Origin of the sequence: Thioalkalivibrio nitratireducens DSM 14787 (genome assembly GCF_000321415.2) — a bacterium.
Classification (GTDB): Bacteria; Pseudomonadota; Gammaproteobacteria; order Ectothiorhodospirales; family Ectothiorhodospiraceae; genus Thioalkalivibrio; species Thioalkalivibrio nitratireducens.
Map to the genome: position 1 here is coordinate 3,943,426 of NC_019902.2, position 16,154 is coordinate 3,959,579.

General features: G+C 64.9%; 13 protein-coding genes and 1 pseudogene. 6 read left to right on the top strand and 8 right to left on the bottom strand.

Translation table 11 applies throughout. The features are described 5' to 3' along the window. Positions 1–32 precede the first annotated feature (32 nt). The 7 genes from TVNIR_RS18035 to rpmH form a co-directional block, all read right to left on the bottom strand. Positions 33–1,097, bottom strand: coding sequence for a V-type ATPase subunit (locus TVNIR_RS18035; RefSeq protein ID WP_015260522.1), 1,065 nt, complete (start codon positions 1,095–1,097; stop codon positions 33–35). A gap of 49 nt (positions 1,098–1,146) precedes the next feature. After that, positions 1,147–1,464 carry a hypothetical protein gene (locus TVNIR_RS18040; RefSeq protein WP_015260523.1) on the bottom strand — a complete coding sequence of 106 codons (318 nt, stop codon included), beginning with the start codon at positions 1,462–1,464 and terminating at the stop codon, positions 1,147–1,149. Between the two features lie 254 nt (positions 1,465–1,718). Beyond that, positions 1,719–3,026: a tRNA uridine-5-carboxymethylaminomethyl(34) synthesis GTPase MnmE gene (gene mnmE / locus TVNIR_RS18045; protein WP_015260524.1), complete on the bottom strand. Its 1,308-nt coding sequence runs from the start codon at positions 3,024–3,026 to the stop codon at positions 1,719–1,721. 4 nt (positions 3,027–3,030) lie between these two features. Then, positions 3,031–4,710: a membrane protein insertase YidC gene (gene yidC, locus TVNIR_RS18050; RefSeq protein ID WP_015260525.1), complete on the bottom strand. Its 1,680-nt coding sequence runs from the start codon at positions 4,708–4,710 to the stop codon at positions 3,031–3,033. An 8-nt stretch (positions 4,711–4,718) separates the two neighbouring features. Continuing rightward, a complete protein-coding gene (gene yidD / locus TVNIR_RS18055) occupies positions 4,719–4,961 on the bottom strand; it encodes a membrane protein insertion efficiency factor YidD (protein ID WP_015260526.1) in 243 nt (80 codons plus the stop codon). After that, on the bottom strand, positions 4,958–5,323 hold the full coding sequence (rnpA, locus tag TVNIR_RS18060) for a ribonuclease P protein component (protein ID WP_015260527.1): 366 nt from the start codon (positions 5,321–5,323) through the stop codon (positions 4,958–4,960). The genes yidD and rnpA overlap by 4 nt, the downstream gene beginning before the upstream one ends. A gap of 39 nt (positions 5,324–5,362) precedes the next feature. Then, positions 5,363–5,497: a 50S ribosomal protein L34 gene (gene rpmH, locus TVNIR_RS19425; RefSeq protein WP_015260528.1), complete on the bottom strand. Its 135-nt coding sequence runs from the start codon at positions 5,495–5,497 to the stop codon at positions 5,363–5,365. Positions 5,498–5,673: 176 nt separating this feature from the next. On the opposite strand from rpmH, the gene dnaA reads away from it, so the two are divergent. The 3 genes from dnaA to recF all read left to right on the top strand — a co-directional run bounded on the left by dnaA (position 5,674) and on the right by recF (position 10,039). Then, positions 5,674–7,011 carry a chromosomal replication initiator protein DnaA gene (gene dnaA / locus TVNIR_RS18065; RefSeq protein ID WP_015260529.1) on the top strand — a complete coding sequence of 446 codons (1,338 nt, stop codon included), beginning with the start codon at positions 5,674–5,676 and terminating at the stop codon, positions 7,009–7,011. 221 nt (positions 7,012–7,232) lie between these two features. After that, positions 7,233–8,333: a DNA polymerase III subunit beta gene (gene dnaN, locus TVNIR_RS18070; protein ID WP_015260530.1), complete on the top strand. Its 1,101-nt coding sequence runs from the start codon at positions 7,233–7,235 to the stop codon at positions 8,331–8,333. A gap of 605 nt (positions 8,334–8,938) precedes the next feature. Further along, a complete protein-coding gene (recF, locus tag TVNIR_RS18075; protein WP_015260531.1) occupies positions 8,939–10,039 on the top strand; it encodes a DNA replication/repair protein RecF in 1,101 nt (366 codons plus the stop codon). A 402-nt stretch (positions 10,040–10,441) separates the two neighbouring features. Here recF and TVNIR_RS18080 read toward each other — a convergent pair. Continuing rightward, positions 10,442–11,663 (bottom strand): annotated as a pseudogene (locus TVNIR_RS18080) (IS110 family RNA-guided transposase). Between the two features lie 439 nt (positions 11,664–12,102). Here TVNIR_RS18080 and gyrB point away from each other — a divergent pair. From gyrB to TVNIR_RS18095, 3 genes are all read left to right on the top strand, one after another. Further along, entirely contained in the window at positions 12,103–14,535 is a 2,433-nt protein-coding gene (gyrB, locus tag TVNIR_RS18085; protein ID WP_015260532.1) for a DNA topoisomerase (ATP-hydrolyzing) subunit B, read from the top strand. Between the two features lie 90 nt (positions 14,536–14,625). Then, entirely contained in the window at positions 14,626–15,201 is a 576-nt protein-coding gene (locus tag TVNIR_RS18090) for a LemA family protein (protein ID WP_015260533.1), read from the top strand. A gap of 26 nt (positions 15,202–15,227) precedes the next feature. After that, positions 15,228–16,142 carry a hypothetical protein gene (locus TVNIR_RS18095; RefSeq protein ID WP_015260534.1) on the top strand — a complete coding sequence of 305 codons (915 nt, stop codon included), beginning with the start codon at positions 15,228–15,230 and terminating at the stop codon, positions 16,140–16,142. Positions 16,143–16,154 lie beyond the last annotated feature (12 nt).

Here is a 16,154-nt window from a genome sequence, read left to right on the forward strand (position 1 = left end):
CTCGCGCGGCCGCCACCCGCTGGCGTCGGGATTCATGCCGCCTCCTGCCACTGGTGGACGCAGATCGAAGGCTGCAGGCCGAGGGCGAGTTCGACGTAGTAGGCAGGAAGATTCAACAGCTGGCTCTGCACCACCGTGAATACCACCCGCTGGTCGGTCTCGCGCAGCATCAGGTAGGCCAGTGCGCGCGCGAGGCCGCACTCGCCGTGGCGCAGCACGTCGCGGGCGATCTCGGATCCGTGCATGCCCAGGCGACGCTGGATCTCCATCAGGTTGCCGGAGCCGGTCAGCACCTCGCGCAGCGATCCCGGAAGCGCGGCGATCACCTTCACCTCGTCGTCCAGGGAAACCAGGTCCAGCAGCCGCTGCCGGTACAGCAGATGAGGCGATGGCACCAACTGATAGAAGGTTTCCGACGGCGACAGCCGGTAGGCGAACCGGAAACGCAGCAGCCAAAGCACGTTCGCGTGGTCGACCAGCGAACCGATCAGCACGCGCATCTGACGCGCCGCCTTGCCGTCGCCCAGGCGCGCGACCCGTCGCGCCAGTTCCGCGTAATAGCGCTGGTCGATCGCCGCCTCGAGCGCAAACGACTCCTGGCGCTTTTCGTAGATTTCCCGGGCCTGGCGCGCGAGCAAGGTCAGCGGACCACCTTCCAGGCAGCGCAGCAGTTCGACCGCGCTCTCCACCCGGAACAAGTCTTCGTTCGACAGCCGGACCTGCGGCGGCAGGTCGTAGAGGTTCTCTCGAATCTCCTGCGGGTCGAGCTGCCGGATCTTTCCACGCAGCAGCGTCTTCAGATTGAACAGCGCGAACTTGCGCGCCCAGGCGAGAACCAGACCTCGTTCCTCGTGGTTCATCGGGCGCACCAGCTGCGCCAGCTCCTCGAGCAGCACCTGGATCAGTGCCTGCTCGACCGCCCGGCCCTTGGCCCGGGCGCTGCCCGTCTCTTCCAGGATTGAACCCAGGACGAACTCCTGCGCGATCTCGCCGAGGCTCAGAAGGGAGAACCGGCGGACGTCGTCGAGTGAGAACAACTGCGTTGCCTTAGCCGCCACCCGTGTGTTCAGGTAGGCGTTATGGGCTGCGCTGGTCATGGACTGGGGGCCTCGTCCCCGCGGAGGTCGCGGGTGCGGTGAATGGGCTTCACAGGCTGGGATCGATCAACACCTCGAAGGCCGCGCTCAGAGCCTCCTCCTCGCGTTCCTCGGCAAGGTCGCGCAAGCGCTCGTGCCGTTCGTTGTAGCGGCGCTCGATCTCGGCGATCGCTTTGGCGGCACGTTCCTCCGCACGTGTGGTCCAGGCGCGCTGAAGGTCGGGAATGCGCGAGGAAAACGCATCGTCGAGCTCGTGTGCCTCGGCGGTGGCCTCGCGAAGGGTTCGCTCATGCGCCTCCTCGGCCTCCCGGGCCAAGGTCTCCGCCTTCGTTTCGGCGTCGAGCAGGCGTTGCAGCGTGTCATCCATCGCCAGTCCTCAGGCTGTGCTCTGCGGCACCGGGCGGGACCCGCGTATCCGGCCGGACATGGTTCGGTACGGATACCTGCGCCGGGACCCGACCGGTGCCAGTTCAAGTCCTGGACGCAGGTTCGATGGTACTCGCGAGAGCATAAGACGTCCAGAATTTTCCCAACCATCGATCGAGCCGGGGAGTTGATCGAGAGCCCGACTATAACGAGTGGGCGCGGCCGCTGCAGCAGTGTCTGGCGACAGATCCCAGCTTACTTGCCGATGCAAAATCCGGCGAAGATCGCGCCGAGCAGCTCCTCGTGATCACCGCGGCCAAGCAGTGCTTCGAGTGCGCGTTCGGCCAGCCGCAGTTCCTCGGCGATCAGATCGGGCGCGACGCCGGCGTGGATCCGGCGCAGGCAGGCAACTGCGGCCGACAGGCCTTCGAGGTGGCGGCTGCGGACGCTGAAACGCTGCTCGCCGGAATCGCCCAGACCAAGCTCGGCGCGAACCGCCGCACGCAGTGTGTCGACTCCCTCACCGGAGACTGCGGAAACCCGCAGGCCCTCGCCGCCCGCACCGGGCATCAGATCGGCCTTGTTCCAGACCTGCAGCACGGGAATCCCCGGCAGGTCCGGCAGTGGGGCTCGTGCGGCGGGACGCGTCAGGTCGAGAATCTCGACGATGATGTCGGCGGACGCCGCGGCGCCGCGCGCGCGCTCAATGCCGATGCGCTCGACCGCGTCGTCGCTTTCGCGCAGGCCGGCAGTGTCGATCAGTTCTACCGGAATGCCGTCAATCGCGATCGGGGCGCGCAGTACGTCGCGGGTCGTGCCGGGAACCTCGGTGACGATCGCGACGTCGGCGTCGGCGAGCCGGTTCATCAGGCTGGACTTGCCCACGTTGGGGGCCCCGACCAGCGCAAGCCGCAGCCCGGTACCGAACACGCGCATCGGGCGCAGCCGCACGACCAGGTCGTCGATCGAGGCCGCGAGGACGGCCGCGCGTGTAGCCACATCGGCGGCGGCGGTGGATTCGAGATCGGTCTCGCCGAAATCGATCTCGGCCTCGATCAGCACGCGCAGCGCGCGGATCTCGGCAGCCACCGGCTCGAGTTCGCGCGCGAGCGCGCCGTCGAGGCTGCTGCGCGCGAGTCGTGCCGCGGCCGCGGTTTGCGCATGAATCAGGTCGGCGACCGCTTCGGCCTGGGCCAGGTCCATCCGGTCGTTCAGAAAGGCGCGTTCGGTGAACTCCCCGGGACGGGCCAGGCGCGCACCGAGCTGCAATGCCGCGTCCTGGAGCTGCTGCAGCAGCACCGGGCTGCCGTGGCCCTGCAGTTCGACGACATCCTCGCCGGTGTAGGACGCGGGTTCGGGAAAGAACAGCACGAGACCGTCGTCGACGACCGCCCCGTCTGCGGTGCGCAGGCGGCGGTGGCTGGCGCAGCGCACCGGGAGCCGCGGCCCGGCGATGGCCTCGGCCACGACACGCGCCCGCGGACCCGACAGGCGCAACACGCCGATGCCGCCGACTCCCGGCGGGGTGGCGACGGCGACGATGGTGTCCGCGCCGCCGGCCACCGGATCAGTCCTTCTTGCCGCCGGCGGCGTCGATCTTGCGCGTGATCACGTACTGCTGGCCGATCGAGAACAGGTTGTTAGTGAACCAGTAGAGCACCAACCCGGCGGGGAAGAACGCGAAGAACACAGTGAACACCACCGGCAGCGCCATGAAGATCTTTTTCTGGATCGGATCCATCGGCGGCGGGTTCAGCTTGTACTGGATGATCATCGTCAGGCCCATCAGGACGGGCAGGATGAAGTACGGATCCCGCGTCGACAGATCCTGGATCCAGAGCCACCACGGCGCCTGGCGCAGCTCGACGCTCTCGAGAAGCACCCAGTACAGCGCGATGAACACCGGGATCTGCACCAGGATCGGCAGGCAGCCGCCGAGCGGATTGATTTTCTCCTTCTTGTACAGCTCCATCAGCGCGGTATTCATGCGCTGTTTGTCGTCCTTGTAGCGCTCCTTCAGCGCCTGCAGTTTCGGGGCCACCGCGCGCATCTTGGCCATCGAGCGGTAGCTGGTTGCCGACAGGTGGAAGAACGCCAGCTTGATCAGGATCGTCAGGAATACGATCGACCAGCCCCAGTTACCGACGAAGTCGTGAATTACCCGCAGCAACCAGAACAGCGGCTTGGCGAGGAACGTGAAGATGCCGTAATCGACCGTCAGTTCCAGCCCCTGCGCGATCTCGCGCAGCTCGGCCTGGGTCTTCGGACCCACCCACATGCGGGTACGGAACTCGCCCGCGTTTCCGGGCGCAACCGTCAGCGGCTCCGAATGCAGGCCGATCAGGTACTCGGTCCCGGCGGCACCCGGTACCGCGCGCGCGTACATCGAGTTGACCTCGTCCTCGCCCGGTACCCAGGCGGACATGAAATAGTGCTCGATGACCGAAATCCAGCCGCCCTGCAGGCGCTGCTCGATCGGCGAATCGCGCAGCGATTCGAAGCTCTCCTTGTTGTAGCGCCCGTCGAAGTAGGCCGCACCGGTGAAGGTATACAGGAAGAACGACGCGCGCGACGGGGTCGGGCCATGGCGGAGCTGGCGGTACTGGCGGCCGATCCAGGGCTGGTCACCCAGATTCTCGATCCGGTGCTCGACCTCGAACAGGTGGGTGCCGCGCTGGAACACGAACGTCTTCGTCACCCGGACCGTGCCGTCGTCGGAAGTCCAGGTCATCGGCACCCGCAGCGTGTCCTGGCCCTCGATCATCTCGAAGCGATCGCCGTCGACCCGGAATTCCGCATGATGCGAAGGCGCACGCGCCGCCGCGTCGATATCGGCGACGCGGTCGTGCGTCAGGCCGCTCTGCGCGACGTAGCCACGCACGCGCTCGTCGAACAGGCGCACCGGCACCGATGGCTCGCCGAGATCGACCGGGTATTCGAGCAGATCGGCGCGGACCAGCGTGCCACCGCGGGTGTCGATGGCGAGATCAAGCAGATCGGTGCGTACCGTCACGTGGCGCCGGGTCGGTTCCGGAAGGGCCTCCGGGATCGCGCCCGGATCCAGGGCATCCGCGTCCGCGACCGGGGCCTCGGGCACGTCTTCCGGGGGCAACTCGGTCTCCTCGGCGGTCGGATCGACCGCGCGCGGGGGTTCCGGTCGAACCCCATAGTCCTGGTTCCAGGCCTGCCACATCAGGAACAGGACAAATGCCAGGGACAGCCAGAGGATGGGACGCAGGTTTTCCATGAGGTCGGTTACTTCCGGGATTCGTGGGTCGGGGTCGTCTCCGGCACGGGATCGTAGCCGCCTTCCGACCAGGGGTGGCAGCGCGAGACCCGCCGGACCCCCAGCCAGAGCCCGCGCAGAGCCCCGTGGCGGGAGACGGCCTCGGCGGTGTACTCGGAGCAGCTGGGATAATACCGGCAATGCGGCGCCATGAAGGGCGAGATCGCGTACTGGTACAGCCGGATCGGCATCAGGATCAGGGTCCGGATCATTTCACGTGCTCCAGCAACTGGTCGAGTTCCGCGCGCAATTCCCGGGAGCCTGCATCGGCGATCCCGGCGCGGGACAGCACGACGATGTCCACCGCGATCAGTGACCGACGGCGCGCGCGAAACGCCTCCCGGGCGACGCGCTTGATCCGGTTGCGGTCCACCGCGCGCCGGGCGTGCTTCTTCGAGATCGCAAGCCCGAGCCGGGGATGATCGAGCGGCGGTGCGCAAACCCGGTACAACAGCATGAAGCGCCGGCCCGGGATGCGGCGGGCGCGGGCAAACACGCGCTGGAACGCGCGGCCGTCGAGCAGGCGCAGGCTACGGGGAAAACGGTCCCCCGGCGTCGGAGCTGGCCCGCTCACGGCGTGCACGCCTGGGCGGGCACAACGAGGACGCGCTGCTTACGGGCAGAGGCGCTTGCGGCCCTTGGCGCGGCGGGCGTTGATCACCCGGCGACCGGAGCGAGTGGCCATGCGCGCGCGAAACCCGTGGGTACGGGCGCGATGGAGGCGACTGGGCTGGAATGTGCGCTTCATGACGAGTTTCCGGAATTCAAAACGTTATCGGGCGCTGAACGCTACCCGTGCGGCGCCCCAAAGTCAATCCTCCGGCGTCCGGGCGACGGCACGAGTGGATGCCGCCGGGGCCGCTGGCACCCCGGGAGGCGTTGCGCGTAGACTCTGGCGGTGGTCTCTCTCCCCGGAGTCAGTGCGTGTCACCGAATACCCTGTGGTCAGCCTGTCTGGATCGCTTGCAGGGGAAACTCTCCGAGCAGCAGCTGAATACTTGGCTGCGGCCATTGCACGCACAGGAGGCCGATGGCTACCTGCGCCTGCTTGCGCCGAACCAATTCGTGCTTGAACACGTCCGTGATCATTTCCTGCCCGCAATCAAGGGCACGGTCGACGAGCTCGGGAACGGCGAATCGCGCTGGCAGGTCGTGCTGGGGATCGGCGGGCCGGAAGCGGGCGCTCCATCGCAGGCCGAGCGCCCGTCGCGTTCTCCAGCGCCGTTGCGCCCCAGCGGCCCGGTCTCCAACCTGAACCCCGCATTCACGTTCGAGACCTTCGTCGAAGGCAAGTCCAACCAGCTGGCACGGGCTGCAAGCCTGCAGGTCGCATCCAACCCCGGCGTGGCCTACAACCCGCTATTCGTATACGGCGGCGTCGGCCTGGGCAAGACGCATCTGATGCACGCGATCGGGCACCGGATCCTGGAACGGATTCCGAAAGGGCGCGTGATCTATCTGCATTCCGAGCGTTTCGTGGCCGACATGATCAAGGCCCTGCAGCACAACGCGATCGACGACTTCAAGCAGCACTACCGCACCGCGGACGCGTTGCTGATCGATGACATCCAGTTCTTTGCGGGCAAGGAGCGCTCGCAGGAGGAATTCTTTCACACTTTCAACGCGCTGCTCGAAGGGCAACAGCAGATCATCCTGACCTCCGACCGCTATCCCAAGGAAGTGGAAGGCCTCGAGGAACGCCTGCGCTCCCGGTTCGGGTGGGGCCTGACGATCGCGATCGAGCCACCCGAGCTCGAGACTCGGGTCGCGATCCTGCAGCGCAAGGCCGAGCAGGCGGGGGTCGAGCTGCCGAGTGAGGTCGCGTTCTTCATGGCCAAGCGCATTCGCTCGAACGTACGCGAGCTCGAGGGCTCGCTGCGCCGGGTGATTGCCAATGCGCATTTCACGGGGAAGGCGATCACCGTCGACTTCGCGAAGGACGCGCTGCGCGATCTACTCGCCGTGCAGAGCAAACTGATCACGCTGGAAAACATCCAGAAAACCGTGGCCGACTACTACCGGGTCAAGGTCAGCGACCTCCATTCCGCGCGCAGGAGCCGATCGATCACGCGTCCGCGTCAGATCGCGATGGCATTGTCGAAGGAACTGACTCAGCACAGCCTCCCGGAAATCGGGGAGGCCTTCGGCGGGCGCGACCACACCACCGTGCTGCATGCCTGTCGCAAGGTGGCGGAACTGCGCGAAGGCGATGCCAACGTGGATAGTGACTACAAGAACCTGTTACGCACACTGAGCAGTTGAGACGCTGTGGATAACGTGTGCGTGGATACGCCGCGATCGGAAACGGAAAAATTCGTCGCGGTTTATCCACAGGGTGAACACAGGAAGAACCAAGGTTCCCAGAAGCAAAAATAAGAATAAGTAATTGAAAATGCGAGAAATCTTCCATACGGATCGCCTGTTTTCCGTTTGCTTATTACTACTGTCTTTAAATATCTAGATCATCATAAGGGACCGCCGACATGGACCTATCCTTCTCCCGGGACACCATGACCGAGACGCTGCAGCGCATCGTCGGTGCCGCGGAAAAGCGGCTGACGATGCCGATCCTGGGCAACGTCCGCATACGCGCGGGCGGCGAAGGCATCCAGCTCGACACCACCGACCTCGAGCTCGCGTGGAAGGCGACGAGCGCCGGCGAAATCAGTCCCGGAGTCGATGTCACTGTGGCGGTCAAAAAGCTTCTCGACATCGTGCGTGCGGCTCCGCCGGAATCGACGATTCAGGCACGGGTAGAAGGAGATCACCTGAGTGTCGGGTTCGGAGCATCCCGGTTCAGTCTCGCGACGCTGCCCGGGGCCGATTACCCGGAATGGGAACTGGAATCGATCGAACACTGGGTCGAGATGCCGCAACGACTGCTGCGGCGGTTGATCGAGGCGACCATGTTTTCGATGGCCCAGCAGGATGTGCGCTACTACCTGCAAGGGCTATTGCTCGTCGCGCAGGGCGACACGCTCAGAGCGGTGGCGACCGACGGGCATCGGCTGGCGGTCAGCGAGGCGGACCTGGAGACGCCGCTCGGCGTCGAGCAGGAATGCATCGTGCCTCGCAAGACGGTGCAGGAGTTGCGACGCAATCTTCTCGATGACGAAACGCCGGTGGCAGTCGGATTCGCTCCCGGGCAGGTCGCGTTCGATTTCGGGGTCGCCCGCTTGACGAGCAAGGTGATCGACGGCCGTTTTCCGGATTACGAACGGGTCATTCCGGTCGACCTTCCGGGGAATCTGGTCGTCGAACGCGAGGTGTTCCGGCAGGCGTTGGCGAGGGTCGCGATCGTGACGAGCGAGAAATACCGGGGAGTTCGATTGATCGCCCATCCCGATGGCTGCCGCGTGGTGACGCACAACGCGGAACGGGAAGAGGCGGAGGAAGAACTGCCGGCGCAGTATCAGGGAGAGGAGATCGAGATCGGTTTCAATCTCATTTACCTTCAGGATGTACTGAACGCGATCGATGCCGAACAGATTCGGATCGATATGCGCGACGGCGGTTCATCCGCGCTGATCCGCTCAGAGCCCGTCGATCGGGCACGGTACGTCGTGATGCCGATGCGGCTCTGATGGCCGAGGCCGAGGCTCGATGGGCGTGTCATAGTCGCTGAGCGCGGGGCCGATTCGGTGCCTCCGGATCGGGACCGCGTTCGCGCGATGGGGTGCCGGACAGGAGCGGCAGCACGTGCCGGTGGCAGTCGGGGAGTACCCCACCGTCGTGGCTCCGGTCAGGGGCGCCAATGCGTAACCTGATGATCACGGAAGCTGCACAATTCTGAACAGGCAGAACCCAACGCGACCGTGAGCACGACGCCACGCTGCGCTCGCGGCTAAAGGCTTCGCTCCTCGCGATGACGGCCTGTTCCAATTTGCGGAGCTTCCGGGATTATCCGGAACCTTGTTCCGTGTCTGTCGGTGCTTTCCGTGGCTCGCTTTTTTGTCTTGCAGGGTGGCCGCTGGCCATGAAAGTTAGCGTTCGGCTGTTCAACGCGCTACGCGCATTAGCGGCACGCTTGCAATGACGACCGACGTCGCGGGGTGTTTCACTCTCCGCGGAGCTTCCGGGATAATCCGGATGGGAAATCCTAGCGAGTGGGATGGATCCCCATGGAACAAGAAGGCCGGATCCAGATTCCGTTCATGGGGTCCCTTGGGCCTGAGCTGGTGGGTAAGCGATGTTGGTCGAACTCTGGACGCGGGACGTGCGGAATCTGCAGGAAACCCGTATCCGGTTCGGCAACGAACTCAACCTGATCGTCGGTGCCAATGGCTCGGGGAAGACCTCGCTGCTCGAGGCGTGTCACGTGCTGGCACTCGGGCGGTCGTTCCGTACCCATCGCCTGGCGCGCGTCGCCCGGAGCGGGTTTGGGGCATTCTCGGTCGCGGGCGAGCTATGGGATTCCATACACGGCCGATCGTGGGCCGGCGTGGAATGGAAGGGGCAACGTCGGTCACGTTTGAACGGACAATGGCTCGAGGGCCATTGGGAGATCGCCAGGCGGATGCCGCTCCTGAGCGTCCACGCCGGGTCGTTCGAACTCCTTGCCGGTGCCCCGGAAGAGCGGCGGCGGTTGCTGGACTGGGGGAGTTTCTATCTGCATGCAGACTTCGTGCAGCAGTGGATGACCTGGCGTCGCGCCCATGAACAGCGCAATGCGGCGCTGCGACAACAGGACACACGGACGGCGGCACGTTTCGAGGCGATCGCTGCCGACGCAGGAACCCGCTTGACCGAAATGCGAGCGGCAGTGGTCGCGCAACTGCGGCACCACCTTGCGGATGCGGCGAGCTGCGGACTCCGGCAGGGGCTGGCCGGAGCGATCGAACTGACGTTCCGACAAGGGTGGCCGGAGAACGAAACACTGAGCGATGCGTATGCCCGTTCGCGGTCGAGTGACTTGGAGCGTGGGTTCGGTCAGTCAGGGCCACAGAAGGCCGACCTCGAAATCCGGGTGGGCGGGCGCCTGATCCGTGAGGCGTCGCGGGGAGAGCAGAAGCGGGTACTGAATGTGCTGGTGATTGCCCAGGGGCTGTTGCTGGTCGGGATCGGTCCCGGGGGGGCTGCACCATTGCTGTTGCTGGACGACGCGGTGGCCGAGATGGACGAGGCGGGCCTGGGCGGTCTGATGGATGCGATCGCCGTGCTTCAGTGGCAATGCCTGGCAACCACGGTGGATCTGAAATGGGCGTTGCGAACCGCGAGCCGGTATCGCGGCGCGGAGATGTTTCACGTGAAACAGGGCACGCTGCTGCGATCACACGTGCCAGGCGACTGAACGCTGGGCACGCGCGTGGCCGCCACCATGCCGTGCTGTCCCAGCTCCGGTTTTCTCGTTCTCCCCCGCGCTGCAGGGCGCGACAGCGTCGTACGCTCGCAGCACCATCTGACACCGCCAACACCCGGTAAAGACGCTGTCACCGGTTCCCAGTACGGAAGCGAGTTGCGCGCTGCCGGTCCGACCGACGCCGGTTCCACGCCGATGGCGCCTTTCAAACTTGTTCCTGATTATCACGGAAGCTCCCCAAATTGGAACGGGCCGTCATCGAAACCACCGTCATCGCGAGAAGCGAAGCCCTTAGCGTGAAAGAACCTGACGTTGGGGCGAGCGAGATTCTGGCGTGACGCATGCCGGTGCGCAAATGCCTGCTTGCGGGACTCGAAGAGCCTGTGTGGCGGCTCAGGTGGCGGTGAGATAGCCGTGCTTTTCCAGCATCTTCAGCCAGCGCGGCGCGTTGCGCTGCACGACGAGAGCCTCGTAATCGACGGTGCGATCCTGGGTAGGGGGCCGCATGATTGAGCATGGGCGTAGACGATGCGCAGGAGCTTGTGCGCCAGGGCCACGATGGAGCGCTTGTGTCCCTTGCGGATGGACAAGGCCGAAAACTTGTCCTTGAGCGCACAGCGGGTGCGGGAGGCGGCTTGCGCGAACTCGCACAGCAGGCGACGGACCCAGGCGTTGCCCTTGCGCGTGCGTCCGCTCTTGCGTTTACCGGCGCTCTCGTGGTTGCCGGGGCAGATGCCGACCCAGGAAGCCAGGCGTTCCGCGTTGCCGAAGCTCGCCATGTCGGTGCCGATTTCGACGAGCAGCATGGCGGCGCCAATGCGGTCGATGCCGGGCACGGTTCCAGCAGGCACACCTGCGGCTCCCAGGGGGCCAGACCCGCAAGCAGTTCCTGTTCGAAGCGGGCGATCATGGCCTCGAGGTACTCGATGTGCGCCAGAACCTCGTTGAGCACGAAGCGGTGCCTGGTGCTCAGTTCCTCCGGTTGCAGGGCTTCGAACAGTTCTTCGCGGGAAGCCCGCAGGCGGCCGGCGAGGTCGAGGATTGCGTGCATGGGGGCATCGGCGAGCAGGGCCTTGATCATGGCCCGTGCCGACGCGCCGTGTACGTCGGAGACCAGCACGTTCAGGCGAATCCCGGCATCGGTCAGCACCTTGTGCAGCCGGTTCTTCTCCGCGGCCAGCATCCCGACCAGCTTCTGGCGCTGCCGGGCGATCAGGCGCAGATGGCGGATCTCGGCCGGAGGAATGAACGAAGCCCGCAGCAGACCGGCACGGGCCAGCGTGGCCAGCCACTGGGCATCGGAGAGGTCGGTCTTGCGGCCAGGCACGTTTCGGGCGTGACGGGCATTGACCACCCAGGCCATGACGCCCACACGCTCAAGGGCCGCATAGGGGGCTCTTCCAGTAGATCCCAGTGCTCTCCATCACCACGACCTCGGGGTCAAACCCGCGAACCCACTCGGCCAACGCCCGCCGATCGCGCTTGAAACCACCAAACTCCCGGTGCTCCACCGCCACACTGCCATCGGGCTGCTCGATCAGCGCACAGGGCCGTGATCTTGCTCTGGTGCCACATCCAGACCGACAACGCGCCGGTGAATCGGGGTAATGTCCATGCTGACCTCCTCGGGCAAACGCACTATCCTTCACGATGTGCTGTCGCCAAGGGCGCCGTCCTTCAACGGCCTGTCGGGACTCGACGGCTCTTTTAGCGTGCGCTGTCCATGACCCTTCCAGGCCATGCCAGGCAATCCGGGGTACGAGTGAAGGGCAGCGGGTCGAGTTAGCGTGCGCGGTCAGGCGCCATCAAGAATTATCGCGACCTCAGCCCGACGCGACAGCACGCCCATTATCTTTCATCATCGGGGGTGCCGCGCGCCCGGCGGCATGACAGTTAGCGTGAATATCCAGCCACGGAAGAACGCGGAAATCACGGAAGGTGAAACGGACCACTCCATCCATCCACTGATCCCCGCCCAACGCCTCAAAGCCCTTCGCTCCGAGTCCGGCCCCTTTCGGCTATACTGTGCGCCTATCGATCGAGTACAACGCCTCATGTCCACGCCAGATCCGAATCTCTCCCCAAGCGTCTACGACTCCACCCAGATCAAGGTCCTGAAGGGACTCGATGCGGTCCGCAAGCGACCGGGCATGTACATCGGTGATACCGATGATGGCACCGGTTTGCACCACATGGTCTTCGAGGTCGTCGACAATTCGATCGACGAGGCGCTCGCCGGCTACTGCACCGCAATCGATGTCACCATTCACGAGGACAACGCGATCAGCGTGACTGACAACGGTCGTGGGATCCCGGTCGACCTGCACCCGGAAGAGGGCAAGTCCGCCGCCGAGGTGATCATGACCGTCCTGCACGCCGGTGGTAAGTTCGACAACAACTCCTACAAGGTTTCCGGCGGCCTACACGGTGTCGGTGTCTCGGTGGTCAACGCGTTGTCGGAGGAGCTGCGCCTGGAAATCCACCGCAGCGGGCGTGTCTACCAGCAGACCTACCGTCATGGCGTTCCCGATGCTGCGCTCGCGCAGGCCGGTGAAACCGACCGAACCGGCACGACGATCTGGTTTCGTCCCAGCGCCCAGACCTTCACCAATATCGAGTTTCATTACGAAATCCTGGCGAAGCGACTGCGCGAGCTGTCCTTTCTCAACTCGGGCGTGCGCATCCGCCTGAAGGATCAACGCGATAACCGCGAGGATGTCTTCCGCTTCGAGGGGGGAATCCGCGCCTTCGTCGCACACCTGAACCAGAAGAAAACCGCGCTTCATCCCACGGTGATCTATTCCGACCAGACTCGCGACCACTACACCGTGGAAGTCGCGCTGCAGTGGAACGACTCCTACCAGGAAAACCTCTTCTGCTACACCAACAACATTCCCCAGCGTGATGGCGGTACCCATCTGGCCGGTTTCCGGGCGGCGCTGACGCGTACGATCAACCAGTACCTTGAGCGCGAGGGGCTGCTGAAACGCGCGAAGATCTCGACCGCCGGCGATGACATGCGCGAGGGCCTCACCGCTGTATTGTCGGTAAAAGTGCCCGACCCGAAGTTCTCCTCGCAGACGAAGGACAAGTTGGTCTCGTCCGAGGTGAAGCCGCTGGTCGACAACGTCGTCAGCGACGTGCTGAGCGATTTCCTGCTCGAGAACCCGTCCGAAGCCAAGGTGATTACTGGCAAGGTCATCGATGCCGCCCGCGCAAGGGAAGCCGCTCGCCGTGCGCGCGAGGTCACCCGCCGCAAAGGGGCACTCGATATCGCCGGTCTGCCGGGAAAGCTTGCGGACTGCCAGGAAAAGGATCCGGCGCGATCCGAGCTGTTTCTGGTCGAGGGCGACTCTGCGGGCGGTTCCGCGAAGCAGGGTCGGGATCGACATTTTCAGGCGATCCTGCCGCTGAAGGGCAAGATCCTGAACGTCGAGCGTGCCCGGTTCGACCGGATGCTGAGCTCGGCCGAAGTCGGCACGTTGATCACCGCCCTCGGCTGCGGAATCGGCAAGGAGGATTACAATCCCGACCGGCTGCGCTATCACCGCATCATCATCATGACCGATGCCGACGTCGACGGCTCGCACATCCGCACCCTGCTGTTGACCTTCTTCTTCCGGCAGATGCGCGAGCTGATCGAGCTGGGACACGTCTACATTGCGCAGCCGCCTCTGTACAAGATCAAGCGTGGCAAGCGTGAACAGTACGTGCGCGACGAGGCCGAGATGCAGGAAATCCTGCTGTCGCTTGCGCTCGACGGTGCACGCCTGCACGTTTCGCCCGATGCCCCGCCGGTCGCGCCCGAGGCTTTCGAGCGGCTCGTCCAGGGCTATCAGAAGGTCGACCGCGCACTGGAGCGCCTGGGCCGTCTGTACGATCCCAGGATTCTGCGCGCGATGTTCGACGCCGATCCGATGCCGGAGCCCCGGACGATCACCAATTCCGAGGTCCAACAGTGGTTCGCAGCACTGCTTGCTCAACTGTCCAGCGAGCGCGCGGGCGCAACGCGATACAGCCTTGGTTCCCTGAGCGAACTCGACGGGGTTGCCCAGCTGAGCCTGGACCGCATCGAACACGGCGCGCCGTTTTCGCAATACATTACCGACGAGATCCTCGATTCACGCGACTTCCGTGCGCTGCTGGACATGAGCGAGACGCTGCACGGCCTGCTCGAGGACGGGGCCTACATCCAGCGCGGCGAACGCAAACACGTGATCGAATCGTTCCCCGATGCGATGACCTGGTTGCTCAACGAGGCGCGCCGCGGCCTGAGTGTGCAGCGCTACAAGGGGCTCGGGGAGATGAACCCCGATCAGCTCTGGGAGACCACGATGAACCCCGAGTCCCGCCGCCTGCTGCAGGTTCGCATCGAGGATGCGATCCGTGCCGACGAGGTCTTCACCACGCTGATGGGCGACCAAGTCGAACCGCGTCGGGAATTCATCGAAGCGCGCGCCCTCAGCGCGGAGAATGTCGACGTCTGACGGGTGGGGTGCCGGCTGCACGGCGCAGCCCGGCAATGGGTTTGAACACTGGCGATACCGCGGCTCGCGGTTTCGGAAGCAGGGGGGCTCATGGGCCTGGGAACGATCGTCCTTCTGGTCGCCCTGATCGCGGTCGTTCTCTATGGCACCGTGATCTACAACGCGCTGGTTGCGGTCAAGCACGCGGTTGCACAGTCGTGGGCCAACATCGACGTGCTGCTCAAACAGCGCAATGACGAATTACCCAAATTGGTCGCGGTCGCTCGGCAATACATGGGTTACGAGCAGGAGACGCTCGAGCGCGTCACCCAGGCTCGCAACCGGGCCGAGACCGCCCAGCGCGAAGGTGATATGGAGGCACTGGGGGCCGCCGAGAACGAGATTCGGCTGGGCCTGGGCCATTTCTTCGCGGTGGCCGAGGCCTATCCCGAACTGCGCGCAAACGAGGCCTTCAACCAGCTCGCACGACGCATCTCCGGGCTCGAGAACGCAATTGCCGACCGCCGGGAGTTCTACAATGCGGCGGTGAACCGGAATAACGTGCGTATCGCGCAGGTTCCCGACGTGCTGGTCGCGCGCCTGCTCGGGTTCACCGCGTTCGAACTGCTCCAGTTCGATCCTTCCGAGATCCGCGACGTCGACGTGGCGGCGCTGTTCCGCAACTGAGCGCTGCGGTCCGGACACGCAATCCCATGCTGGCGGACCTGAGGCAATGGCTCCAGCTCGCGGAGGGCCCGGAGTTCACCCTGGCGCTGGTTGCGCTGGGCGTGGCGGCCGCGGCCGGGCTCTACGGCTTTCTACGCTACAGCCGGCTCCTGCGGCTCGTTGCGGATACTCCGACGGCACGGATCCGCTCTGCAGCGCAGGGCTTCGTGCAGCTGGAAGGCGCCGCGGGCTGGCTGCCGGGTCCGGAAATCCGCGCCCCCCTGACCGGGCACCGCTGCGTCTGGTACCGCTACCGCGTCGAAGAGAATCGCGGACAGGGCAGCAAGCGCCGACGGGTGGTCATCGACAGGGGTCAGTCCGACGACCTGTTCCTGCTGCGCGACGAGACCGGCGAGTGTGTTGTGGACCCGGACGGGGCCACCGTGATTGCACCGGAGCGGGACGTCTGGACCGCTTCGAACCGGCTGACAGATTTTGGCCCGGGGCCTGGCAGCGGGTGGCTGCGCGCCGGGCGCTATCGTTATGTCGAGGAACGCCTGAGCGACCGGCAGGCACTGCTGGTGCTCGGCGAGTTCACCACCCGGCAGCATCAGGGTCAGGACCGCGCCGAGCGGATGCGCGACCTGCTCGGGCGCTGGAAGAACGATCCGGATATCATCGCTCGGTTCGATTCGGACGGCGACGGTCGCCTTTCGCTGCAGGACTGGGAAGCGGTGCGCGCGCACGCACATGCCGAGGTGGAGCGGGAACTGGCCAACGAGGTTGAGCCGGACGCTTTCCACCTGCTGCGTCGAGGTACGCATGGCACGCAGCGCGTATTGGTGTTGTCTACCCTCGGCGAGTCCCAGCTTCTGTTCCGCCAGCGTCTGCGGGCGTATGGTTCGGGCCTGACTTTCGCACTAGCTACCAGCCTGACGATCTGGGCATGGACGATTCGCTAGTAAACCGACTTT

Coding starts and splice junctions, on each gene's coding strand:
- TVNIR_RS18035 (WP_015260522.1), bottom strand. CDS start 1,097: ATGACCAGCGCAGCCCATAACGCCTACCTGAACACACGGGTGGCGGCT.
- TVNIR_RS18040 (WP_015260523.1), bottom strand. CDS start 1,464: ATGGATGACACGCTGCAACGCCTGCTCGACGCCGAAACGAAGGCGGAG.
- yidC (WP_015260525.1), bottom strand. CDS start 4,710: ATGGAAAACCTGCGTCCCATCCTCTGGCTGTCCCTGGCATTTGTCCTG.
- yidD (WP_015260526.1), bottom strand. CDS start 4,961: ATGATCCGGACCCTGATCCTGATGCCGATCCGGCTGTACCAGTACGCG.
- rpmH (WP_015260528.1), bottom strand. CDS start 5,497: ATGAAGCGCACATTCCAGCCCAGTCGCCTCCATCGCGCCCGTACCCAC.
- dnaN (WP_015260530.1), top strand. CDS start 7,233: ATGGACCTATCCTTCTCCCGGGACACCATGACCGAGACGCTGCAGCGC.
- recF (WP_015260531.1), top strand. CDS start 8,939: ATGTTGGTCGAACTCTGGACGCGGGACGTGCGGAATCTGCAGGAAACC.
- gyrB (WP_015260532.1), top strand. CDS start 12,103: ATGTCCACGCCAGATCCGAATCTCTCCCCAAGCGTCTACGACTCCACC.
- TVNIR_RS18090 (WP_015260533.1), top strand. CDS start 14,626: ATGGGCCTGGGAACGATCGTCCTTCTGGTCGCCCTGATCGCGGTCGTT.
- TVNIR_RS18095 (WP_015260534.1), top strand. CDS start 15,228: ATGCTGGCGGACCTGAGGCAATGGCTCCAGCTCGCGGAGGGCCCGGAG.